This is a genomic window from Deltaproteobacteria bacterium (genome assembly GCA_040223695.1).
Lineage (GTDB): Bacteria > Desulfobacterota_D > UBA1144 > Nemesobacterales > UBA2774 > JAVKFU01.
Genome location: JAVKFU010000018.1, coordinates 607902 through 629240 on the forward strand (window position 1 = coordinate 607902; position 21339 = coordinate 629240).

The following is a 21339-nucleotide window of genomic DNA, read 5'->3' on the forward strand; positions in this document are numbered from 1 at the left end:
GATTGAGTAATTAAATAACCGGAATTAACATGGAGCCGATTGAACGACTTGATAGTTTAAGGTACTTATGACACTACAGCGATGCGGGGTTAAGCATCAGTTGATTCTGGTTTTTTCACCTTCTAATAATGAAAGTAATCGGATTGCCCGATAAATCCCGGATTCTTCCTCTCCCCTCTTTCCATGTTGGAAGCGGGGGGAGGGGGATTTTCAGTTAATACTGATTATAGATAATTGTTGATAAATCGAGGGTATAATTCAACATCTATTATAAAAACTTATAATTTTGTAAAATATTTTACCTTACCGCTTCTAAAGCTGCATGTTATTTCGTAGAATCTACGATATATCGTAGTTTTTAAACTCTGAGTTGTGTTCTACGTTGTTTATAAAACGAGATAACTATAATACTATCAGTAACTTGGATATAAATGTAGTAGTTGTTTGACAATATGGCACAATTTTTGCTCATATATTACTTGTGACCGGCACCGGTTTATCGTTGCTTACTTAAAACGGTCAGTAAGTAAGACCGGGGCGCAATTTTGTTTGAGCGGTCACGGAACAGAGTTTTAAAATTGCAGGAGGGGAAATGGTAGCCTCGTATTGCTATCGGAAGTCTGACTCGTTTCACTGTTCCATAAATCAGGATTTTAAAAATAGATTATCGGGACTATATAAAACCAACCTGCTCCGGGTAACCGCCAGTGCGGCCCGGCTTCAATTATCCGAATTGTTAATAGATTAGTAGCCCCTACTACAACCTCCCTCCTCTTACCCTTATCCTTTACCAGGATCAAGAACGGTAAGAGGTGTGGAGGGTTATTGAGGAAGGCGAGGGGAAGAAATCAACAGGAACTCCCCTGCCGCAAAAGAGAAAATTCCTTCTTAGCCATCACGGGACCGCGCTAGCGTCGTGGCGCTCTCTCTCCTTTTACCCGCAGTACGGATTTACATTATAGTATCACGTTATCCTTTACACAGGCGGTTCTGCCACTATAAAGAAAGCTATGCTAATACGGCAAAATGTGTATAATAAATATTGAATATCCCCTTCTCAACCCTCGACCCTCGCTGTTTGTAGTTAAGGGGGGGCGGGGGTTTTTTTTATCCTCAAAGCGCGGGTGAATATCGTACCAGCGGCCATTTATCGCGCCGCCGCTTCCGGAGTGGAGGGCCGGACGCTTCGCCCCTGTCTCCAATTAGTCATGGCGAGGGGGCGACTTGTCCCGGCGTACTCAAAAGACGAAGCCGAAAGCCCCTGCGGCAATCTCGTCTTTAAACCCGTTCGTCCTTCGACTACACACTCCGTGTGCGCTCGGGATGAACTGTACATAACATTTACTCTTATTTGAGAATGGAGAGGATTATGATGGGGGTTGTCTTGGCGGCGGAGTCTGCGGGAATCGCAAAAGGAAGCTAAGTGTCTATAAGTCAGCTCATGGGAACCTTAAACATGTAGGGGGTTTTGCCCTGGGTATGTTCCCGGAAAAATCTGATTATGTTCTTTTCGTAGAGATGGAGGAATCGGGAGACAATCTCGAAGCGGTTCGTGGTGAGAGGAGTGCGGCAGACGACTTCGAGCTCTCCGTCGTCGCTCAACTCCGCGTACATTTCGACCAGTGAATGTTTTGGCTCATTCTTGTGGCTCAGGTGAAACCGGCAAATTATATCGCCGCTCAGGACGAGGCTTATATCGTCAATGACCAGAATGAGGTCCCCGAGTCTGATGGATTTGTCCTGCATTTTCTCGCGTCCTCTTCCCCGTTTTTTATTAACGCGCAGTGGGAAGCTTCTTAACCTCTATATTATATTACAATTTCGCGTGAAGTGGTAAATGGACGTTTGCGGCGGATTAAAAAAGGAATTATCGACGAGTCCGTTTGTTCAGCGGGTAAAAGATGCCATCCACCGGAGTGAGCCGCTTGAAATCTTCGATATCGGGCTTTTGCAGGATAAAGTCGGGGAATAGCTAGTTAATAGTGTCAGGTAGTTGAAAAGTCAGCGTGTCTCGTATATTTCGGGTGTCGGATGTTTTTCTATTTGCGGTCTATTCAGACGCGGGCTGCCCGGCCTCCTCGCTTTCGTTCTTTACCTTCTGAAGGTTAATCTCGCTGATGCAGTCGCTCACCGCGGGGTAGGTATTGTTGTATTTATTTACGCAGTATGTCTTTATGCAGCCCGCGTCAGCTCGGCACTGATCTATAATTATATTAATCACATGGGTCTTTAGCTGATCCGAGCAGTATGAGGTCCAATCCGTGTCGACGGTGCCGCCGAATCCTGCGGCGCATTTTTGCTTAACGCATTCTAGGTCCTCTCCACAGATTATGTAAATCTCGTTGAGCCTCTTCTGTTTGAGGGCTTCCATCTCCGTGGCCGCGGCCCGTTTCGCGGTGAGCTCCTCCTGCCGGGCCTCTTCGGTCGACGACTGAAGGTCTTCTGCCAGGCTCGCCGCCCCGGGCCTGTCCAGCGTCAGCTCCTCCCAGTACCATATCGTCACCGGCTGCCCATCGGCGTCGAGCTCCACGTAGGAATTCTTCCACCAGACCCTTCCGGTCTTGCTGTCTATTTTATGTATGGATTTACCATCCGAGGACGCGTGCAGGCAGTAACGGTTCCCCGAGCCTGTGTATGATGTGATTACGAGCGTAAGGATTACGCCCGCCGCGATTCCGATAACAAGGGCTATTATTTCTCTCTGCATCTCTCCATCCTCCCTCAGGTGCTCATTACATTTTACCCGATTCGAGATACAAGGACACGCATACCCCGCCCTTCATGTGATAACGCCGGATGGGTCTATAAGGAAGAGTTTCTTAGAAATCGTAGCTTGTCGGACTTTGAATTCAAGCTTGTGTCATATTACATGCAACTACTTAGTAAATCGCACAGGTATTTTGTTTACTCCATTTACTTATGAAAATATGCTGTCTTAATAACTCCAATATTATCTTATCCGATACCTACAGGAACATATCATCCTAATAAAATCTTGTAAAAAGCTAAAGAAGCTCGTGCAGCTCTTCTGCGAGTTCGGGGTCCACCGGGTGCTCCACGCTCTCGTAGAATACGGAGAGGTTACAGTCGGGCTCGGGCGTAAACTTTTTCCGGTCAAGCTCGATGGACACGTTGGTTTTTTTGTTCTTCGTAGGCCAGATGTGCCTGAGCGCGTATTTCCCCTCGCATATCTCCCCGGGGGACGAGTACGGATCGTCTTTAGGCGTGAAGTCGCCGTACTCGGCCACTCCTGCCGCGGGCTCGCCCATTTTCTTTGAAGTCTCCTCCGTCCTGTGTCTGAATAAAGAAATATAAAGGTCGGGGTCCTTGAAGCCGTCGCGCAGGTGGACAACTATCATGCCGAGCTTGCCGTTCCCGAACACGTAGAGCAGGTCGTATTCGTACTCGATCTCGGCTACCTCGACCGTAACCCGCGTGTCCTCCGCGCCCTCTACATCTACCTTGACAGTTCCCTCGGCCTCTACCGGAGAGGACTCCCCTCCTATCCTGTATGTGAGAATCTCGTTCCCCTCTTTTACGAGCTCGGCTGTCTCGGTCTTTTTGACCTTCTGCTTGGACATGCCCCACTTAACCCCCCTGAAATCGGGCTCCTTGTCCCTCGAACACGAAGCGGCCATCAGTGTGATTAATAAGGTGATAGTAATTAAGGCTGTTTTTTTCAATTAGGGTCTTGCCTCCCTTTATGAATTCAAGGGATATATTATGGGGGTAGAGGCGGAAAGATGCAAGGAGCATGACCTGCGCGGGTACGTTGGATTAACAGTATTGCCGGGCTTTATTTATAACTCTTTACCAGAATAAGGTTAGTTTCAGCCGCCCGGATTCTGTCCTGAACAATCTCCTGATATTCGGGCGAGTTGTACCAGCGCATCGCCTGCTCTTCGTCGGGGAATTTCAGCACAACGGTTGTCTGGTATGGCCACTCACCCTCTATGAGTTTACAGTCGCGGTCCACGACGACTATCTCCCCTTCGTATTGAGTTAATATAGGCACGAAATTGGATACGTATCTGGAGTACCCGTCCTGATCTCGTACGTTTAGCTGGGCTATCATGTATGCGGCCATTGTGACTGCCTCCTTTTACTCAAGCTGTGTTCAGAGAATAACAAACCCGGCTTTAATATTCGAGAGGGGTCGCTTGCATTTCTCTTTCTATACCATTCATCCTGAGCGCGCACGCAGTATGCAGTCGAAGCAAACAAACATTCCTCAGCCTTCAGCTACGCCCGCTGATACTTTTTATAAGCCCACGCTGCTACCAGTCCGAAGATTATATGACTGAATATAGTGATAAAGTTCCGAGCCTTCGCAAACCACGGGAATACCGCTGTGAACCCATAGAAATTAACTATATATAGTATTAACCCGGAAACAGCCCCGATTAATAAAGCCATGCCGATACCCAGCTTATTAATAATAACAGAGAGTATCACTCCATAAATTATCGATAATATGAGGTGCACGATTAAGGCCGTAACCACTACGCCTGCGTCAAAAGTTGCCGGAGGCGGTAATACCTCCTGACCCATCACTATAGCGGCCATCATGCGCGGCGGTCCCCAGGCGCTTCCTCCTCCGACAAATTGAACCAGCAGCATCTCCAGTATTAGAAAGACAATACCCGCTATGACTCCGGCTATTACTGCCGCTTTCCAGTTAACGGTGTTTCGTTTTACTAAATCTCTCTCAGCTTCCATATCATTCTCCTTGCATCTTTGTATAAAAGTTATGATGAATATAGAGGTAGGAAGTTTCATAATGGTGGCGCACATGCGTATCTCTAACCCTTAGTTTTGCCGGGTTTACGCGTACAAAACTTCCGTCCCATAAATTCCGAAACCGGCTTGGGAGGTTGCCTTTTCAACCCGCTCATCCTGAGGCGCAGAATCTGCGCTCATGTACGATTTCTTCGCCTCTACTCCTAATACCATCACACGCATGTAAAGAACCCAATCATCCTGAGCGCACACGAAGTGTGCAGTCGAAGGATGCCTGCCCTTTCAAATACTCTTCTGCTTACCCCAGTCGTCATTGCGAAACGAATTCGAGTATGCGAGGATTCGGACGCCTTCCGCAAAATGCAAAGTAGCAAATGTGCTACGAGAAGCTACGTTTCAGAATCTAATTTTTTAAAACCCCTTTTTCTGGGGCGGAACCGAAGGATGTAATGATAGACACATCCGGGATCAACCTTGACCCCCAAATCAGCAATTTCTTTATCCTGTGATTAATAATAAATAAAAGATTCGAGATCAGTTGTGTTAAAATGGGACTTAAGCATGTACTTCTAAAATCCGGACAAGGAGCAATGAAATGGATCTACCCGAGAAAATTAAAATCGCAGGCGTGAATCCCATGAATATACCCGCCCCCCCGGGCTCGCTGCCCCTCATAACGGCTGATTTGGAAAACGACGATGAGAAGTACTGGATGAAGCTCACCGATACGGTCTACTCCCGCCCGCTCGTGATAAACGCGCACAACGGCGGTTGGATCGAGTGCTTCAGGATTGCGGAGAAGGGGCTGATAAACCGTCACCGCCACTCGACTCCCGCGTTTGTTTACGGTATTGAGGGTACGTTCGGCTACCTGGAGCACGACTGGGTGCTCGGCCCGGGCTCTGTTCTTTACGAGCCTGTAGGTGAGAGCCACACCTTCGTCTGCTACAGCGACGGCGGGATGAAGGCGCTCGCCGTGATGTACGGCCCGCTCACCATAGTGGATGAAACCGGAAAGGACCTTTTCACCATCGACAGCCTCGGCGTGCTCGAGCTTTATAAAAAGCACTGCGTAGATGTCGGCCTCGGGGAAGGGTTCGCCGAGTCGCTCGTGCGCTGAACAGCGGCGGATGCCCGGCGTTAGCTTTTAACATTCGGGAATAATGAAAGAATGCAGCTACTGAGCAAGGCCCAATCTGTCCTTATTATAGGCGCGGGAATATTCGGCGTGACCGCCTCGCTTGAATTGAACAAGAGGGGCTACACTGTAACCCTCGCCGATCCGGGACCTCTGCCTCATCCCGATGCGGCGTCCAACGACATGAACAAGTTCGTCCGTATGGATTACGGCCATGACGAATTTTACATCTCGCTCATGGAAGAGGCGTTTAAAGGCTGGTACGGGTGGAACGCCAGATGGCGGAGGCCCGTATACCACGAGACAGGGGGTCTCTTCATGGTGCACGACCGGATGGAGCCGGGCGGATTCGAGTACGAGAGCTACGTGCGGCTTCAAAAGAGGGGCTACAGTCTCGAGCGTCTGACCCCTGATCTTATCAAAGAATACCTTCCCGGCGTTTTGTACGGCAGATATAAGGACGGCTACTATAACCGGAAGGCGGGATGGGCGGAGGCAGGAGAGCTGCTTACGCTTCTTGTGGAGGACGCCAAAGTCTCAGGCGTCGATGTAACGCCCGGCGTCAAGATCACGGAGCTTTCGGATAACGGCAATTACGCTCCTCGTGCTCTGACGGAAGACGGAGAGGAAATCCGCGCCGACTACGTGATCGTCGCGGCGGGGGTCTGGACCCCACTGCTCGTGCCGGAGCTAAAAGAGCTGATGTGGGCTACGGGACAGCCGGTATTCTATCTCAAGTCCGCGGTCGATGCCGGATTCCTGTCCCCTCACCATCCGGCCACCTGGCTTGCGGATATTTCTAAAACGGGCTGGTACGGCTTTCCCGCGCTCCCCGACGGCACGGTAAAGATCAGCAACCACGGGCCGGGCAGACGTATGCGACCCGACGACCCGCGCGAGATAACTGAGGGGGATGAGAAGAACTTGACGCATTTTCTCAGTGAGAATATCCCCGTGCTCGCGGACGCGCCGGTCATAAAAACCCGCCTCTGTCCCTACGCCGACACGTGGGACGCCGACTTCTACATTGACCGCGTTCCGGGCAGGCCGGGGCTTATAGTAGCCACCGGAGGGAGCGGACACGCATTTAAGTTCGCCCCGGTCCTGGGGTCATTAATCGCTGATGTCCTGGAGAATAAACCCAACCCCTATCTGCACCGGTTCGCCTGGCGTGAAAAGGGGGAGGCGGGGATAGAAGAAGAGAGATCACGGGAAATCGAATGAGGAATCATCACCGCAATCACAAATCAGTCATTCTGAACCCTGTCCTGAACCTTGTCCCGGACTACGATCCGGGATCATTTCAGAATCTATTCAGAGTCTCATCTTTTCAAAGCTGTACATCCTGAGCATGTCGAAGAACGCCATCCTTCTCAATTTCCTCCCCCCTCCAGGGGGAGGATTAAGGAGGGGGGATAAATTCTGTGTGAAATCCAGTCTTTAATCTTTAGCCGTCATCCTGAACCCTGAAACAAGTTCAGGACAGGCTTGATTCAGGATCGGCGAGATGGTTATTGTCATACCCTTTCCTTTTCCGACATTCACAGAATTGGCGTTAAGAAAATAGATTATTAAGTCTAAAATCTTTTAGGGGCCGCGGTGGGATTAAAAGATTTTAGACTTAATAATCTATTTTTAGCCATATTCTGTGCAGTCTTGATTTTTGTTTCTTTTTATCAAGAAAAAGAAAAATATAATCTTTTCTTTCGCGTTACTAAGCAATGCGACCTTGGCAATCTAGTCTTTTCTCCCTCTCCTTAATTATCTGACATCCCCCTCGGCCATCTTCTTAAGCGTAACCCTGTCCACTTTTCCCGTAGGGTTGAGCGGTATCTCGTCGAGAAAAACAATTTCCTCGGGCGCTCTGTATCCGATGCGCTCGCGAGCGAAAGCAATTAAGTCGGTTGCTTTCGGCTTATCAGCTCCATTGCGAATGCTGACGTATGCCCGCACGTTCTCACCGTGAAGCAGGTCGTGGATTCCGATCACCCCTGCGCTCTCGACAGCCTCGTGCTCAAGGAGCGCTTCCTCGACTTCCTGCGGCGCGATATTGGAGCCGTCGTGCACGATGATCTGTTTTTTGCGTCCTTTAAACCAGAGGTAACCGTCTTCGTCCGCTTTCAATACGTCCCCTATGTCTAACCAGCCGTCCTTTATCGTGGCCGCAGTGGACTCGGGGTTGTTCCAGTAGCCGAGCATAATACTTTTAGAGCGCACCCACAGGTTTCCCTCTTTACCCGTCGGGACTTCTACGCCCTCGTCGTCTCGAATTGAGAATCCAAACCCCGGAAGCGGTCTACCTATCGAACCTTCTACGATGAGGCCCGAAGGAGGGTTTATCGTAGCCAGGCCGACCTCGGTTGAGCCGTAACCTTCGTCAATCTGAAGGCCGGTGAGGGCGGTGAATTCGTGCTCGAGCTCAAGCGGCACTTTGTCTGAGCCTGAACGGGTTAGCCTGAGGCTCGAGAAATCCTCACTCGTTGCGCCGTGATCCCTGATTATCCGAAAAAGGGCTGCGGGGAGCATGCAGAGCACACTCGGTCTTTGCCGCCTAAGGAGCGTTAGAAGCTCATCGGGCTCGGCATTGGTCGCTACCAATACTCGCCCGCCTGCGGACATGGCCGTAAACGAAAAAAGGAAACCGCCGAGATGTGAATGTGAGGAGTCAGCAACCATTACGTCCCGGGTTGTGAGCTCGAAGCCCGCACGACAGCTGGCGAACATGTACTCTAGTGATTCGTATGAATGCGTAACTCCCTTTGAAGGTCCGGTGCTACCGGAAGTAAAGAAAATAATGGCAGGCCGGTCGGGTTCGGGTGCCTGTAGATCGGCATCTCCCGGCTCGTTCTGGAGCAGGTCTTCCAGGCGTGGATCGTCCCCGTTGTTGGAGCCGTAACTTATTATACCGAGCGGAAGATTACCGGCGATCATGCTCTTTTCCGCGTCTCCCCTCCGCTCCTCGTGTAAAAGGATTATTTGCGCTTCCGAGACCTCGAGCGCATGATCTATCTGGTGGTGCGAATAGCGGTAGTTGAGCGGCACGGCGACGAGCCCCGCCTTGAAACACGCAACGTAGTGGATCAGAAGCTCGCACCTGTTGGGTATGAGCGACGCAATACGGTCTCCGGGCTTGAGGCCGAGCGTAAAGTAGTTTGCGGCGAGCCTTGCGCTTACGTCGTCCAGTTCCCGCCACGTATATCTTTTTTCGAGCGACACCAGCGCGTCCTCGTCAGGCTTCGTCTCGAGACCCGCTTTCAGCAAATCCCGGATCGGGACCGTACTTTGTAACTCTTTTCCGTAGTAGGGCATGGCGTACTTACCCTTTTATAGCGCGGTAATTATCCTCAGGGTAGGGGTATTCAAGCTCCTCAGCCGTGGCGCGGGCTATCTCCTCGCCCAGGTGTATCGCCACTATTCTGAGCGTCATATCTATTCCCGCCGTGATTCCCGCCGAGGTAAGGATATTGCCGTCCTCTACGAACCGGACGCCTTCCTCTACTTTGAGGGACGGGAATGAGCTCCGCAGCCTGTCGAGCGACCCGTGGTGAGTCGTCACGCTGTGCCCGTTAAGCACTCCCGCCGCCGCGAGCAGAAACGCGCCCGTGCATACTGACGCGAGCGTCTTGACTTCGCCAGCGCGCGTGCGGATAAATTCCAGAATCATCGGGTTATGGTTCTCCAGGCGCTCGCCCATGCCGCCGGGGACTACGAGTATGTCGAGCGGTGGGCAGTCCTCGAACGTGCAGTCGGGGGCTACTAGCATATTGCCGAAGGCCTCTACAGGCTCCGCCGTATGAGTGACGAGTAGTATCTCAAACGGCGTGCGCTCCGCAAAGCGCCTCTCCTCGTTAAGCCTGGTCAGGTTAAAGACCTCGTAAGGGCCCGTGAAATCGAGCACCTCGACGTTATCGTACAGCAATATGCCCGCTCTCAATTTTGAATTTGAATTGTTGTTTTTCATTCCAGGGGATTTAAACGCTAATAATTTTGACTACATAACCGGAGACCGCGTTCAGGCCTCTTGCTTCGATAATCCGTAAAATCTATCACATGCTGAGATACAGTCAATGAGGGGTGATTATCTTCCGTAATCGTGAACCCGCTGTAAACCCGCTCATCCTGAGCCTGTCGAACTATCGAAGGATTTTATCTTTTCAATTTCCTTCCCCCTTTCAGTGGGGAAGGTTAGGATGGGGGTCATGATTCGTACATCCTGAGCCGGGTCGAAGGATGCCCTCTTTTTCAAATCCCCCCTTCTCGTAGAGCACTATACATCTTGCTCATTATTAATATAATGTATAAAAATTCAAAAAGGAGTGTGAAAATGAGCACAAAAATAGACGATGTCGATCAGTATATGAGTAAGTTTGAATCCCTTGTCCCGGAGTTAAATGATGCGTGGACCGGCTATCATGATGAGGTTTTTAAAGAAGGATTAATCACTGTAAAAGACAAGCAATTAATTGCGGTAGCCTGTGCCCATATTACAGAATGTTCCGATTGTATAAAATCAAGAACAAGACTGGCAAAGGAACATGGTGCTACGGATGAGGAAATTGCGGAATCGGTATACATTGCGATGAGGCTCGCAATCGGGCAGCCCTATGCCTTCAGCAGTATAGCGTTTGAGAATTATGATCTGATGAAGAGTAAAGGAAGTGTTTTCAAAGGCTATTTTATTAGCAAGAACATAACCCCGCAGATACAGGATTTTCATAAAGTAAGCGGTGAAATGTACAATAAGTTTTCTGCTTTCAACAACATAGTCTACGAGGACGGACACTTGCCTAAAAAGCTCAAGAAGGGGTTAATGGGACTGGCTTGCGCAATTTTAGCCAAATGTCCCTGGTGCATCAGGAGCTGTATAAGAGACGGACTCCAGGAGGGTGTAACTAAAGAGGAGATTACGGAGGCAATCAATATTGCAATGGTCATGAACGCGAGCGCCTGTAAGTCGCATGCTAATATAGCAATGGAAACGGCTGACAAGTTTACGAATGGAGCCGGTAGTTAATCCAAGCGTAAGGCTTACATTATGGCAAGCCGCGTTTAAATGTGAATCCTGATATGGATTTGCGGCGTCTCCCTGAAAACTAGAATCCCTCCGCTTCCTGCCGGATCTTTCTTTCGATTACGAGCGAATTCAGCTCGGTGCTGTAATAGAGGGCGGACAGGCTGATATCGTTATCGCGCCCCTGAAGCGTAAGGAATATATCGGTTTCGGGCGTCCTCCATGAGGACTGGAGCACCAGCTGTCCGAGCGCGGCGGCCTTGCCGTATTCTTCCGGCTTGTCCTTGTATGTCTCATCGCTCCAGATTTCCTCGTCCTGTGCCGGAATGCCGTATTTCTTTGTCAGCACGCCTTTGATTCTCTCATAGTCTTTGATATAGAGGTTGTTGTCTGAATGCCTGTCCGTGAACGCGTACCCGGCGAGTACGAGCTTGTCCGCGTTGAACAGATATCCGGTCTCGGTGTTAGAGCCTTCGAAAGTCCCGGCGTATGAGACGGCCAGATCGTAGGGCGGGAGAGGGCCTTCGTTGATGGGCTTCCCTTCCTCGGTGAGCTTGACCTCTGCGACGGACATGCCCCATCGGGTTTTACGGAAGTTGTGCGTGTCCTTCTTTTGCGTGTATGCCGGGGGGACGGCGTGACAAATAATAATGAGCGTGAGCGCGGCGAGCGCAATTGATTTTTTCACCTGTGTTTCTCCTTTTTCGGGCTGCCCGTGTGCGTTCGGCGATGTCAGGCAGCCTTAAAATTATACCTATATATTGCGGGAAGGAATCGTGGGAGATTTAATTGTTGAGAAAAAGATAATTAGGCGAATAAAGTTCGGGTATTATGGCGCCATAGTCAAAACAAGTGCGGTTTGTCTTTAAAACCCGCTCATCCTAGTAGGAGCCTGTCGAACTATCGAAGGATGAAGGAGATAGGTCGAAATGTTGGCCGAGCGGAATGTTCGAAATTAATGCTTCCCCAGGTCCTCGATTACCCTCTTGAGAAATACCTCTCTTTCCTTCAAACCCTCGCGGAAAAAACTGCTGTCAGTGTCCGCTATTTCAAATCTCAGGTCGGAGAGGTAGCTTGTGAGGACTTCACTCAGCATTTCTGCTTCTTCCGCAGTCAAATTAATCTGCATCGTAGTTACCCTCCATTTGGATTTTGTATATATAAATAGGTTAGGTGCAGCAGGTGAAAATTGCAAGGGGAAGTGTGGCATCCCTCTTCCCTCCTCGCGAGCCCGCTTTGGACCCGCTTAGCTACTCCGGTATAGTTTCACCCGAGCCACCGGTTCGCTGCGGCAGGTCCTTCAACTTGGGCAAGCCGTCTTTAATTCGTAGCACCGTCTCCTGATAGTGCACGTGTGCTAAGGGTTTGAACGGAAAATCCGGTATAATGGCAGCATAAACATCCGTAAGACCCAGTGTAGGAATCTCGGTGAGTATGTGGCCGCCGCAGGTCTTGCACCACTTGCGTATGCTGGTAGGGTTTTTGCTGTAAGAGCCTATGTTATCAGCGCCTTTCGTAATCTTCACCGAATCAGGGCTCCAGAGCGTATAGGCGTTGACCGGGCTCGCCGACCAGTGGCGGCACGACTCGCAGTGGCAGTAGCCCATAGAGAATGGCTCGCCGGTTACAGTTAATTCCACCGCTCCGCAAAAACAACTACCCTTGTATGTATTATTCTCGCTCATCTCGACCGCTCTTCTACTCCGGTATAATGTCTCCCGAACCGCCGGCTTCCTTAGGCATGTCCTTCAATTTAGGCACGCCGTCTTTAATGGGCAGCACAGTCTCCTGATAGTTCAGGTGCGCTTCGGGCTTGAACGGAAGGTCCGGAATGATGTCCGCATTCACATCGATAAATCCGAATGCGGGATGCTCGGTGAATAAGTGCCCTCCGCAGGTCTTGCACCATTTGAGAAAGCTGTTTTGAGTTTTGATATAAGTGCTTATGTTATCAGCGCCTTTCGTAATCTTCATAGACTCGGGACTCCAGAGTGTATAGGTGCTGACCGGGCTCGCCGACCAATGGCGGCACGACCCGAAGTGGCAGTAGCCCATCGTGATTGGCTCGCCGACTAATGTTAATTCCACCGCCCCGCAAAAACAGCTGCCCGTGTATGTATTCTCTCCGCTCATCTCCCGCCTCCGTATGCGTCGCTAGTCTTGTCTATTAGTTATCTTACTAAGAACGTTTATATTAGCAAATACCAATTAATGTACATATATTCACACGAATATATTATATCGTGTGTGTTGTCTTTGGGTTCTATAACAATAATGTTTTATACAATCAATGACTATCAACCTTTTGGTTGAGTATTGAACATCTTATCGTAATTTATGTTTAAGCTCAGGATCTCCACCCTCTACTCGTAGTGATACACCGCACCCGTCATCGCGAGGCTACGAGTGTAGCCGCGGCGATCTCTCTTTCTTCTTTGTAGTCGTGGCTATTGCTGGCTAGCAATGATAACTATAGAGTATTTGGGAATTGACTTAATCTAACTTCGGTACTTTATATCCTGTATTTTTTTCAAAGTTATCTAAAAATTCTCTAACCGTTTCAACTGCTTTTCTAGCTTCATTTGAATTAAATTGTTCTAATTCTGTATATAGAGGGGAATTGTCAGGAAATTTCTTTAGTACGTCAGGGCTTTCAACCCTGGGTTTATAATGTATAATTGCATGTCTCAAGTTTTTTATCTTGATTAAGAGTCTAGAAAAATCTTCTGTTAAAATAAATTCTTTATTTGGGCTATTTGTTCGGAAGGCTAATTCTGCTAACTCTTCCCATTTTCCAATAAGTCCTCGTTTGTTTCTGTCGAATTTCTTAAATTTTTTCGACTTGAAATTTTTGCCAGTAAGAATTTTGAATAGATTATTGGATAAAGCTTCTAACGCTGTAAAACTCATCACTATTGCTATAATTGAATGTTTCATTTCCTTTCGCGTTTTCTCAACGTCATCTCTGTCAATATCATGAGAAGCTAACTCGTCATGTTCTTTTGCGATTACAAAGAGCTGGCTTTCAATATTCTCTCCTACTAGAATAGAAGGTTCAAAAAGTTTTAGAGTAGGTGGGATGCTCGGTTGGCCTAATAGATTGTCTTTGGACATTGTATCCTCTTATACAATATTTTTACTTTAACCCCCCTCACACATTCTGGAAAATCCATCTGACGCGGCCGACTATGAGGTTCCGGTCCATGTCGTTTATCGGTACGGAATAGTCCTCGACCATTTGGTTGTCGCTCTTGACGATGATCTCGTTGGGTTTTATCTCAAGGCGCTTCACCACGTACCCCTCATAGGGAAGGTTCAGGCAATATATGCCGTTACTCACGACCTTCTTGTCGTTCGGGTCGAACCCCACGTACGCCCCGTTCACTATGGTTGGGTACATGCTGTCCCCCTCCACGCGGAAGCCGTTCGTATAGTTTCTCACGAGCTTGGATGGCAGGGCCACCTTCTCTATAGGCTCCGCCTCGGGCGAGACTAGCGGATTACCCGCCCCCGCGAGCTCCCATATATTTATCTCCACCAGATCGCCGCCCCCGCCCATTATGGACGAGATGTCCGGCATGAACATATCCCCCTGGCCCCTGCGGAGCCACCTCGGGCTGATGTTGTATATCTTCTCGATGACCTTCATGAAGTGGTCAGGCGGGCGCGTCCTCCCCGCCTCCCAGCTGAGTATGGTATTGAGCGACTTCCCTATCCCCTTACCGAATTCCTCCTGCGTCAGGTCGAGCGCCTCCCTCACGAGCTTAATCCTCTTTCCAATCTCATTATTGTGATCCACTTTTACCCCCTAATTCACAATTTTGCAAATTTATATGTTGACAAATTCCCAATTCTGTGAATATAATATACATAAACAATATGACAATAGCAATATTAATACACAAAATTGGAAATTGCAAGAGCGGTGGAGTTTTGGTGAACAAATGGTCAATGTTCGGTAAACAGATGCTGGAAGGTTGAGAAGGGATAAATTGATATGACAGACAAAGTCCGGGTGACAGAGTTAGATTGGTCGACGAGAGCAATTTTCCCCCTTTGGAAAAGGGGGATTAAGGGGGATTTTCCATAAAGGCATTCAATCATAAAGGGGAGATTGCCGCGGCTCCTTCGGAGCCTCGCAATGACGCGGAAGAGGGAGTGATATGACACGGTCGGAAGGAATATTAAAAGTTAAAGGAGCAAATTGGTACATGGGGAAAATAGAGTAACAATTTCGAGCAGGCGAGGAATTGGTCGTCGTAGCTAAGGAAACAAAGGAGCAAATGGATACTGATGGGCAGAATAGAATACATCACAACACAGCAGATAATAGGGGAATGGGGAAGCATAGAGAATTTCGCTTCATCACACGGGGTGAGCCCGGCTTCGACAAAGATGGTGATTTACGTGGACGGGGCAAAGAGCAGGCCCGTAGAGGACGCGCTGAGGAAGTACGGGTATCTGAATCTGCTCCGTTTCGAGAAGGAATTAAAGAAAAGGGGTCAGACGTTTTCGGGGTATCTGGCGGAGGACGGGCTCAACCCTGTGGAGCTGATAGAGACGCTCAGGATGAAGGAGGCGCACCCCGACGTGGTGACGGGGCTCAAGCGGAACGGCTTCTGGAGGCTTCTGGATAAAACGGGCCAGAGCGGGCGGGGAACCGGACGCCGGGAGGAAAACAGGGTGAAGAAAGGTGCGTGATGGGGAGAGTGTTAAACCCCCACCTTAATCCTCCCCCTGGGAGGGGGAGGTCAGGATGGGGGGAGATTGAAGGAGCATGGATAAGAGTTAAGAAGAAATCATAGAGCACACAGTGTGTGTGCGAGGAGGCAGGACATGAAGTATTCGGCGATCAAGTATCTGAGTTATGCGGTTCTCACGTTCGGGTTTTTGTACATGACGTGGCATATGGGGAGGGCGTTTGAAAGGGCGGACGCGGGTGAAGTGACCGTAAACGCGCGCGCCCGGGCCGGGGAATACACGGAATGCAGGGAAATGCGTAGGGAGATCGAGGGCTATAGGCGCGTGTACGAGCAGGTGCTCGATGAGCTCAGGGACCCAGCGCCCGCCTCCCGCTGGAATAATAAATATATGGAGTTCACGAAGAGATGACGTCGGCATATTCAACCGCTCCGGCTTTCCCGCGGCACTATTTATGTGACTCTTGCGCAATGGACGAGGGACTTGTCTGCGGTTCACGCAGGGTGTCCGATCCTTCGCACATAATCGTTGCTCGCAATCGTTCCTCCATACTTCTTACGCGGGAAGCCGGGGCCGCACTCCTACAGGGACTGTCCCGGCTACTCTCCGGCCTCCGGTCTCCCCGGAATCGCCGGAGAGCCGGGACGTCATATATATAAGGTATGGGGGGTAGGGTTCATGGGTCCGGGTCGGTGGGTTAATGATGGGGTTGTTTCAGTACACAGGAATAAAGGGATTGGAGTATAAAGACGGGATTGCCGCGCTTCGTTTCACTGCGCTCGCAATGACAGAGCTGGGTTAAGGTCGGGGAGTAAAGGAGAAATCGTAAATGAGCTCGCATTTTAATTACATCCTTCGACTGCACACTATGTGTGCGCTCAGGACGGGCGGATTAGGGAATAAAAGTTAAGCATTTGTGGAGGGGTTACTTAGAAATCGTATATGAGCACACATTGTGTGTGAGCCCAGATTCTGGGTCGGAGGACTCTATGCTGCAGAACGGAAATGACAAACGCGCGATAGGGACGGGGAGGGTGGCCAGGGTCGCGGAGACCGGTTTCAAGATAGAGGGCAGGGACGGGTGGTTCTCCTTCCCCAAGCCCGAAAAGCGGGAAGGGACGTTCGAGATACCGCTCCCGGGTGATTTCGTCGAGTACAAGTACACGAAAGGCTCGAGCGGGACCTGGGTGCACGCGATAAACGTGCTCTCCAGATGGCAGGCTCCGAAGGACGACCTTCCGTTCAAGACCCCGCGGCGGAGGAACGAGACCTCCTGGGAGAGCGACCGGGAGGAGAGGCTGCTCGCGCTGCTGGATATAGTGTCGAGGAACTACAGCGGGAGAGCTATGGGCCCGGAGGATTTGATGAGGGACGCCGTAATGCTCGAGCGGGAGTTTCTGAGGACGCTCAAGAGGTGGAGAGATTAGGGGGATGGTTTGGTATGGGATGGAAACGGTACAGGACCATAACCAAAATAAGAGGGATTTAAAAGAATCAGTGGATAACGATATTTTCTTTTTCTTGATAAAAAGAAACAAAAATCAAGACTGCACAGAATATGTCTAAAAATCGCTTATTAAGTCTAAAATCTTTTAATACTACCGCAGCCCCTAAAAGATTTTTACGCCATAACAAGCGATTTTCTTCACGCCAATTCTGTGATGTCGGAAAAGGAAAAGGCAACAGACGAGATTCAGAATGACGGCTGAGAAAAGCCCGTTCATCCTGAGCTTGTCGAAGGGTGGGACGGGCTAAAATGCGGGATTGCCAGGGAGCTGAGTGCGGAACGATGAGCAGAGAGATTTGGGATAGCTTACTTACGGAGAAAGGGTTTATGCGGGTGCCGAGGGCATTGAGACTGAAAAGGTCCGAGCTTGGATTGACCAGCAAAGAATATGTCATATTGCTCGACTATGTTGATTATTACCTGTACTGCCGCTCGGTGAACCCTTACAGGCATCTGTCGGAGGTGAACGGCGTCTCGGAGAGGTCGATACGGAGCACGCTGTCCAGGCTTGAGAAGAAGGGGTTTCTAAAGCGAGAGGTGCACGTAGCCGGTAACGGCAGGACGAAGGGCGTGGTCTTTAGCCTTGCGCCTCTCGTAGAGAAGCTCAAGGCCGCCGTGCGAAAAACTTCCCCCACCGAGGGGGAAGAAAACCTCCCCTACGTCACTGAAGGTTTCTTCCCCCCAAATACTAGAGAAGATTTAAATACTAGACAAGAGAGTAAAAAGAAGACGTCCACAGGGGGAGCGGCTGTGAATGACGGAAGGGTCGCAGGCGGGGAGGAGGAGAAAAAATGGAAGGACCCCTACTGCGCCGTCAGATGGTATAACGAGATTTTCGGGGAGATATACGAGGAGGCGGCGGGACAGCCCGTGCTCACGGGGGGAAGGGAGTACAAATCGGCCCAAACCTATTTTCACAGGCTGAGGGAGCTTAATCCGCAAGCGTCTCCTGAGGAGATATACGGGAGGGCGACTGAAGGGGCGCTTTTCATGCTGGCCTCCCAGCTCGAAGGCGGCGTATTCGGCTGGATGCACAAGCCGCCCGATATATGCATGCTGGCCGGCCAGGCGCAGTCCGTGGATTATCACCTGAGAAAGATATACGCGGAACAAACGGAAGGGGATTTTCGGGACGGGGAAGAAAAGTCCGCCGGAGAGAGTGTCCGGCTTAGTTTCAGAGAAAAGATCAGGGAGGGAGAAAATGCCTCGAAACAAATTAAAAGAGTCTATGAAGAGCTCAGGGGTATCGAGCGCGCGTCCCGCGGCGGGACAGAAATCGGGGGGCGCGCCGCGGGAGCGCTTGACGGCGCACCCGGACATAAAGCCAAGGAGCAAAAGGCTTCTCAGGGAAGCCCTCGCGTTTCTCGAAAGCGCAGAACGGGGTAAGAACCCTGAGGGCGCCTTGAAGGCCCTTTTCGCGCTCTACGAGGAGGTGGACCCGTATGCCGATTATATCCGCCCGGGCGAGAGGGAGTTCTTCCCGTCCGACAAGGGGCAGAGGACGCTCGAGCGTTTCCTCGAAGGATTCAGATATGTGTACTACATACTGAAGCGCGCGCAGGAGAGGCTCTATCTGGCCAGGGTGTTCTCGAATTTCTGGGAGAGGTGCACTGATTATCTCGCCAAATGCGGATACTCGGAAAAATATATATCCACGGGATTCGCCAAGGAATCCCCTTTCTACCGTCAGAGCTTTCAGTACTGGCGGCAGGAGTTCAAGGACTCAGAGGAAGGGTTTTCGGTGATGTACGAATACTGGAAGGCGTGCTTCGGCGTAGAGGGGAACGAGGAGTACTGCAAGGTGAGCTTCAGCCGGGATATTATTTTCGACTGGAGGCGCATGAGGCTCTGCCGGGAGAAGCTCGCTTCGGAGGAGAGGCGCGTAATTCCTGAGTACGAGCCTCCGGTGTACGAGGAGTGGTCGAAGAAAAACAGAAGGCTGATAAGGAGCCGTATAGAGAAATTCAAAAGGGAGGAGGCCGAAAGGACGACCGGGGCCGACGCGATTCTGGCCGAAATCAGGAAGCGTAACCGCGAAAAGGGGCTGTTCGCGGACGGACGCTGAGCGACTCGCCTGGCAGCTTCGGACGGAGAATTGAGAGAGGTATGTAAATGACGGACAAAAGGCTGATCGATTACAGGAAGGATTACTGGGATTCCGGCCAGGCTCTCATCGAGATGGGCGAGAGCTATACGCTGTGTGAAATGTTAAAGGTGCTGGAGGGATTTCTCAGAAAATCTCCCCGGACGCGCTGTGCCGGGAACGACGGAAGAGCGGGTCTGGCAGCGGGCCGAAGCAGGGAGAGGGAGGTGCTGGCGCACTTGACGCAGGCCCTTTCCGCCTCAGGCAAGCGCTGTTAAGGCCGCACATGAAGTATTGACTGTTTTTACCCTGTCCGGACCGGCTTTTAATTGGTTTAAATGGGACAATAGCAGTGAACTCCGGCGCTAAAAGGGATAAGTTAGGAGATAATTGGGCAATAGTAAGGTATAATATTAAATTGGCGGGGTTTTTTTCTGCTAATCCGGAATGTGATTTTCAGCCGTTGAACGTTACTGAAACGTATTATCAGACCGCAGATAGCGGGGGGAGACGACGCGCCGGTGCTATGAATCATGCCACAGGCGGTTTTCGGCTCCCTCAGGATATCCGCAAGGAGCCGTGGATAGAAATGAAAGGCAAGACGACGAGACCAAATTATTATCATGAGCGTTTGGGAATTACATTCAGGATTATCGGACTTCTGTTCGAGGATGAAAGGTATGAAATATACCATGCCCGGAATAAGAAATATGACCGGGATATTATCCTTCACTTTCCCAAAAAAGAGAGCGGCAGAAGGTTCGATGTGCCCAAAGTGAATTTTGAGAGGCTGGCGGCGGGTTCCGCGAGCAAGCCGCCGAAAGAGGTAAACCTGCCCTGGGACAACAAGTCCGGACGGGCCAAGGGGCACTGACGGGCATGCGGGGTTAGACCAAACCCCGTGACGGGGAGCGTGTACCCCCCGTCAACCGATTCCGTTTTGCCCCCACAATAAACGTTTCTGTAGAGTGAATTCAGCGGGGGGAAGTGCGTCCCGCAAGCGGTAGAGTTGCGCCCTGAGCATGGTGGGGTTTTCTAGAGACGTTTCTAATGCCGCTATTGCAATGAATAAATTGGGGGACTTTTTATTGATTGGTCTGTTTCCGTAAACCAATAAATAAGAAATCGAATATGGGCGCAGATTCCGGCACATAGTATGTGCTCATTTTCGGAATCAGGGGGTTAATAAGTCGGTTGAGTTTGTCAAAAGAGAAGGGCAGAAATCGTAAAAACACACATTGTGTGGGGAGAGGATGATATGGAAGAGGGATTCGGTCATCTGCGCTGCCCGATGTGCAGCGCCGAGCTGATTTACTCGGAGGGCACGCACGACCTCTGCTGCAGGAATAACCCGTATGAAATTGAGAACAGGCCGGCATTGCAGGCAAAAGAGGACGAGGTGGTAAACACGGCGCTGCATGAGAAAGGCGCGGGGTATTTTACCGACCGGGGTGAAGGAAGAAACAGTTTGAGTGGGGCTGAAGAACACGGTCACGAAAGTAGTTTCGAGCGAGGAAATACTCCTGAAAATAATAGAGCCGGAGTTGATTCTGCGAGCCAGGGAAAGAGTGGCGGCACTCCCGTAAAACGGCACACATGCGCCTTTGCGGTGTCGTTTACGGAGAGCGGGAGGTACGGAACTCTCTGGAGCATGAGGACTGTGCATGAGGGGACGAACTATTTCGCGCTCATGAGGCTCATGCAAAATATAGAGAAGCGGCAAAGGAACGGGGAGCCGCTAGCGGCAAACATACCCAACCTGCCGAAGAAGACGGAGAGGAGCGCCGTGAGCAAACTGGCGTTCAGGTACAGCATAGAGGTGGAGGACCTATATTCCATCAAATACAGCAGCGAGACGGTCGACAGGCTCGCCGCGTTCTACGGCCTTTCTGCAGGGGACATCCGGCATATTAAGTCGGTCGATATTCCGGAGGGGGAGTGATGGGATGGTTTGATAAGGAATGGGAACGAACGGTACAGGTGGGGCGTAGGAGTTGGGGAGAACATTTTCCCCTTAGAATAAATTCTTCTTTTCCTTGATGAAAAGAAGCACACACATAGTGTGTTTTCTGAAAAGACGACGACTGCACGAAATTTGTCTAAGAACAGATTATCTCGGCTAAAATCTTTTAATACAACCTCAGCCCCAAAAAGATTTT

General features: G+C 50.3%; 24 protein-coding genes. 11 read left to right on the top strand and 13 right to left on the bottom strand.

All coding sequences use genetic code 11. The features are described 5' to 3' along the window. Positions 1-1434 precede the first annotated feature (1434 nt). The 5 genes from RIG61_11865 to RIG61_11885 all read right to left on the bottom strand — a co-directional run bounded on the left by RIG61_11865 (position 1435) and on the right by RIG61_11885 (position 4719). Complete coding sequence (locus tag RIG61_11865; GenBank protein MEQ9619852.1) at positions 1435-1746, bottom strand: hypothetical protein; 312 nt, start codon at positions 1744-1746, stop codon at positions 1435-1437. A 304-nt stretch (positions 1747-2050) separates the two neighbouring features. Further along, positions 2051-2707: a hypothetical protein gene (locus RIG61_11870; protein MEQ9619853.1), complete on the bottom strand. Its 657-nt coding sequence runs from the start codon at positions 2705-2707 to the stop codon at positions 2051-2053. Between the two features lie 298 nt (positions 2708-3005). Next, positions 3006-3683: a hypothetical protein gene (locus RIG61_11875; protein ID MEQ9619854.1), complete on the bottom strand. Its 678-nt coding sequence runs from the start codon at positions 3681-3683 to the stop codon at positions 3006-3008. 113 nt (positions 3684-3796) lie between these two features. Then, positions 3797-4087, bottom strand: a complete 291-nt coding sequence (locus tag RIG61_11880) for a DUF1330 domain-containing protein (protein ID MEQ9619855.1) — start codon at positions 4085-4087, stop codon at positions 3797-3799. A 155-nt stretch (positions 4088-4242) separates the two neighbouring features. After that, positions 4243-4719: a hypothetical protein gene (locus tag RIG61_11885; GenBank protein ID MEQ9619856.1), complete on the bottom strand. Its 477-nt coding sequence runs from the start codon at positions 4717-4719 to the stop codon at positions 4243-4245. A gap of 616 nt (positions 4720-5335) precedes the next feature. On the opposite strand from RIG61_11885, the gene RIG61_11890 reads away from it, so the two are divergent. Together RIG61_11890 and RIG61_11895 are read left to right on the top strand one after the other, a co-directional pair. Then, positions 5336-5860, top strand: a complete 525-nt coding sequence (locus RIG61_11890; GenBank protein MEQ9619857.1) for a 2,4'-dihydroxyacetophenone dioxygenase family protein — start codon at positions 5336-5338, stop codon at positions 5858-5860. A 51-nt stretch (positions 5861-5911) separates the two neighbouring features. Beyond that, positions 5912-7102 carry an FAD-binding oxidoreductase gene (locus RIG61_11895; protein MEQ9619858.1) on the top strand — a complete coding sequence of 397 codons (1191 nt, stop codon included), beginning with the start codon at positions 5912-5914 and terminating at the stop codon, positions 7100-7102. 537 nt (positions 7103-7639) lie between these two features. Here RIG61_11895 and RIG61_11900 read toward each other — a convergent pair. Continuing rightward, a complete protein-coding gene (locus RIG61_11900; GenBank protein MEQ9619859.1) occupies positions 7640-9187 on the bottom strand; it encodes a class I adenylate-forming enzyme family protein in 1548 nt (515 codons plus the stop codon). A gap of 7 nt (positions 9188-9194) precedes the next feature. After that, a complete protein-coding gene (locus RIG61_11905) occupies positions 9195-9839 on the bottom strand; it encodes a DJ-1/PfpI family protein (protein ID MEQ9619860.1) in 645 nt (214 codons plus the stop codon). 363 nt (positions 9840-10202) lie between these two features. On the opposite strand from RIG61_11905, the gene RIG61_11910 reads away from it, so the two are divergent. Beyond that, positions 10203-10892, top strand: coding sequence for a carboxymuconolactone decarboxylase family protein (locus tag RIG61_11910; GenBank protein MEQ9619861.1), 690 nt, complete (start codon positions 10203-10205; stop codon positions 10890-10892). Between the two features lie 79 nt (positions 10893-10971). Here the strand turns inward: RIG61_11910 and RIG61_11915 are convergent, their stop codons facing one another. The 6 genes from RIG61_11915 to RIG61_11940 all read right to left on the bottom strand — a co-directional run bounded on the left by RIG61_11915 (position 10972) and on the right by RIG61_11940 (position 14688). Continuing rightward, positions 10972-11577 (bottom strand): hypothetical protein, encoded by a 606-nt coding sequence (locus RIG61_11915; GenBank protein ID MEQ9619862.1) that lies wholly within the window; start codon positions 11575-11577, stop codon positions 10972-10974. A 267-nt stretch (positions 11578-11844) separates the two neighbouring features. Beyond that, positions 11845-12018 carry a hypothetical protein gene (locus tag RIG61_11920; GenBank protein MEQ9619863.1) on the bottom strand — a complete coding sequence of 58 codons (174 nt, stop codon included), beginning with the start codon at positions 12016-12018 and terminating at the stop codon, positions 11845-11847. 121 nt (positions 12019-12139) lie between these two features. After that, positions 12140-12574 carry a GFA family protein gene (locus tag RIG61_11925; protein ID MEQ9619864.1) on the bottom strand — a complete coding sequence of 145 codons (435 nt, stop codon included), beginning with the start codon at positions 12572-12574 and terminating at the stop codon, positions 12140-12142. A 13-nt stretch (positions 12575-12587) separates the two neighbouring features. Then, positions 12588-13022, bottom strand: coding sequence for a GFA family protein (locus RIG61_11930; GenBank protein MEQ9619865.1), 435 nt, complete (start codon positions 13020-13022; stop codon positions 12588-12590). Between the two features lie 360 nt (positions 13023-13382). Further along, positions 13383-14003, bottom strand: a complete 621-nt coding sequence (locus RIG61_11935) for a hypothetical protein (protein ID MEQ9619866.1) — start codon at positions 14001-14003, stop codon at positions 13383-13385. A 37-nt stretch (positions 14004-14040) separates the two neighbouring features. Beyond that, the gene (locus RIG61_11940; protein MEQ9619867.1) at positions 14041-14688 is read right to left on the bottom strand and encodes a S24 family peptidase; all 648 of its coding nucleotides are present in this window, start codon (positions 14686-14688) and stop codon (positions 14041-14043) included. Between the two features lie 494 nt (positions 14689-15182). On the opposite strand from RIG61_11940, the gene RIG61_11945 reads away from it, so the two are divergent. The 8 genes from RIG61_11945 to RIG61_11980 all read left to right on the top strand — a co-directional run bounded on the left by RIG61_11945 (position 15183) and on the right by RIG61_11980 (position 21122). Then, positions 15183-15590: a hypothetical protein gene (locus tag RIG61_11945; protein MEQ9619868.1), complete on the top strand. Its 408-nt coding sequence runs from the start codon at positions 15183-15185 to the stop codon at positions 15588-15590. A gap of 135 nt (positions 15591-15725) precedes the next feature. Continuing rightward, positions 15726-16001, top strand: a complete 276-nt coding sequence (locus RIG61_11950; GenBank protein ID MEQ9619869.1) for a hypothetical protein — start codon at positions 15726-15728, stop codon at positions 15999-16001. Between the two features lie 578 nt (positions 16002-16579). Continuing rightward, positions 16580-17017 (top strand): hypothetical protein, encoded by a 438-nt coding sequence (locus RIG61_11955; GenBank protein ID MEQ9619870.1) that lies wholly within the window; start codon positions 16580-16582, stop codon positions 17015-17017. Positions 17018-17379: 362 nt separating this feature from the next. Beyond that, a complete protein-coding gene (locus RIG61_11960) occupies positions 17380-18483 on the top strand; it encodes a hypothetical protein (GenBank protein ID MEQ9619871.1) in 1104 nt (367 codons plus the stop codon). Next, positions 18398-19162: a hypothetical protein gene (locus RIG61_11965; protein MEQ9619872.1), complete on the top strand. Its 765-nt coding sequence runs from the start codon at positions 18398-18400 to the stop codon at positions 19160-19162. Before RIG61_11960 ends, RIG61_11965 begins: the two co-directional genes overlap by 86 nt. Positions 19163-19209: 47 nt before the next feature. Continuing rightward, entirely contained in the window at positions 19210-19458 is a 249-nt protein-coding gene (locus RIG61_11970; protein MEQ9619873.1) for a hypothetical protein, read from the top strand. Positions 19459-19769: 311 nt separating this feature from the next. Further along, positions 19770-20054: a hypothetical protein gene (locus RIG61_11975; GenBank protein MEQ9619874.1), complete on the top strand. Its 285-nt coding sequence runs from the start codon at positions 19770-19772 to the stop codon at positions 20052-20054. A gap of 384 nt (positions 20055-20438) precedes the next feature. Further along, positions 20439-21122 carry a hypothetical protein gene (locus tag RIG61_11980; protein MEQ9619875.1) on the top strand — a complete coding sequence of 228 codons (684 nt, stop codon included), beginning with the start codon at positions 20439-20441 and terminating at the stop codon, positions 21120-21122. The last annotated feature ends 217 nt before the right edge of the window (positions 21123-21339 follow it).

What these genes read in the sequence shown, in the direction of transcription:
- RIG61_11865 (MEQ9619852.1), bottom strand. Translation starts at nt 1,746, where the DNA reads ATGCAGGACAAATCCATCAGACTCGGGGACCTCATTCTGGTCATTGAC.
- RIG61_11870 (MEQ9619853.1), bottom strand. Translation starts at nt 2,707, where the DNA reads ATGCAGAGAGAAATAATAGCCCTTGTTATCGGAATCGCGGCGGGCGTA.
- RIG61_11880 (MEQ9619855.1), bottom strand. Translation starts at nt 4,087, where the DNA reads ATGGCCGCATACATGATAGCCCAGCTAAACGTACGAGATCAGGACGGG.
- RIG61_11885 (MEQ9619856.1), bottom strand. Translation starts at nt 4,719, where the DNA reads ATGGAAGCTGAGAGAGATTTAGTAAAACGAAACACCGTTAACTGGAAA.
- RIG61_11890 (MEQ9619857.1), top strand. Translation starts at nt 5,336, where the DNA reads ATGGATCTACCCGAGAAAATTAAAATCGCAGGCGTGAATCCCATGAAT.
- RIG61_11895 (MEQ9619858.1), top strand. Translation starts at nt 5,912, where the DNA reads ATGCAGCTACTGAGCAAGGCCCAATCTGTCCTTATTATAGGCGCGGGA.
- RIG61_11900 (MEQ9619859.1), bottom strand. Translation starts at nt 9,187, where the DNA reads ATGCCCTACTACGGAAAAGAGTTACAAAGTACGGTCCCGATCCGGGAT.
- RIG61_11905 (MEQ9619860.1), bottom strand. Translation starts at nt 9,839, where the DNA reads ATGAAAAACAACAATTCAAATTCAAAATTGAGAGCGGGCATATTGCTG.
- RIG61_11910 (MEQ9619861.1), top strand. Translation starts at nt 10,203, where the DNA reads ATGAGCACAAAAATAGACGATGTCGATCAGTATATGAGTAAGTTTGAA.
- RIG61_11920 (MEQ9619863.1), bottom strand. Translation starts at nt 12,018, where the DNA reads ATGCAGATTAATTTGACTGCGGAAGAAGCAGAAATGCTGAGTGAAGTC.
- RIG61_11925 (MEQ9619864.1), bottom strand. Translation starts at nt 12,574, where the DNA reads ATGAGCGAGAATAATACATACAAGGGTAGTTGTTTTTGCGGAGCGGTG.
- RIG61_11930 (MEQ9619865.1), bottom strand. Translation starts at nt 13,022, where the DNA reads ATGAGCGGAGAGAATACATACACGGGCAGCTGTTTTTGCGGGGCGGTG.
- RIG61_11935 (MEQ9619866.1), bottom strand. Translation starts at nt 14,003, where the DNA reads ATGTCCAAAGACAATCTATTAGGCCAACCGAGCATCCCACCTACTCTA.
- RIG61_11945 (MEQ9619868.1), top strand. Translation starts at nt 15,183, where the DNA reads ATGGGCAGAATAGAATACATCACAACACAGCAGATAATAGGGGAATGG.
- RIG61_11950 (MEQ9619869.1), top strand. Translation starts at nt 15,726, where the DNA reads ATGAAGTATTCGGCGATCAAGTATCTGAGTTATGCGGTTCTCACGTTC.
- RIG61_11955 (MEQ9619870.1), top strand. Translation starts at nt 16,580, where the DNA reads ATGCTGCAGAACGGAAATGACAAACGCGCGATAGGGACGGGGAGGGTG.
- RIG61_11960 (MEQ9619871.1), top strand. Translation starts at nt 17,380, where the DNA reads ATGAGCAGAGAGATTTGGGATAGCTTACTTACGGAGAAAGGGTTTATG.
- RIG61_11970 (MEQ9619873.1), top strand. Translation starts at nt 19,210, where the DNA reads ATGACGGACAAAAGGCTGATCGATTACAGGAAGGATTACTGGGATTCC.
- RIG61_11975 (MEQ9619874.1), top strand. Translation starts at nt 19,770, where the DNA reads ATGAAAGGCAAGACGACGAGACCAAATTATTATCATGAGCGTTTGGGA.
- RIG61_11980 (MEQ9619875.1), top strand. Translation starts at nt 20,439, where the DNA reads ATGGAAGAGGGATTCGGTCATCTGCGCTGCCCGATGTGCAGCGCCGAG.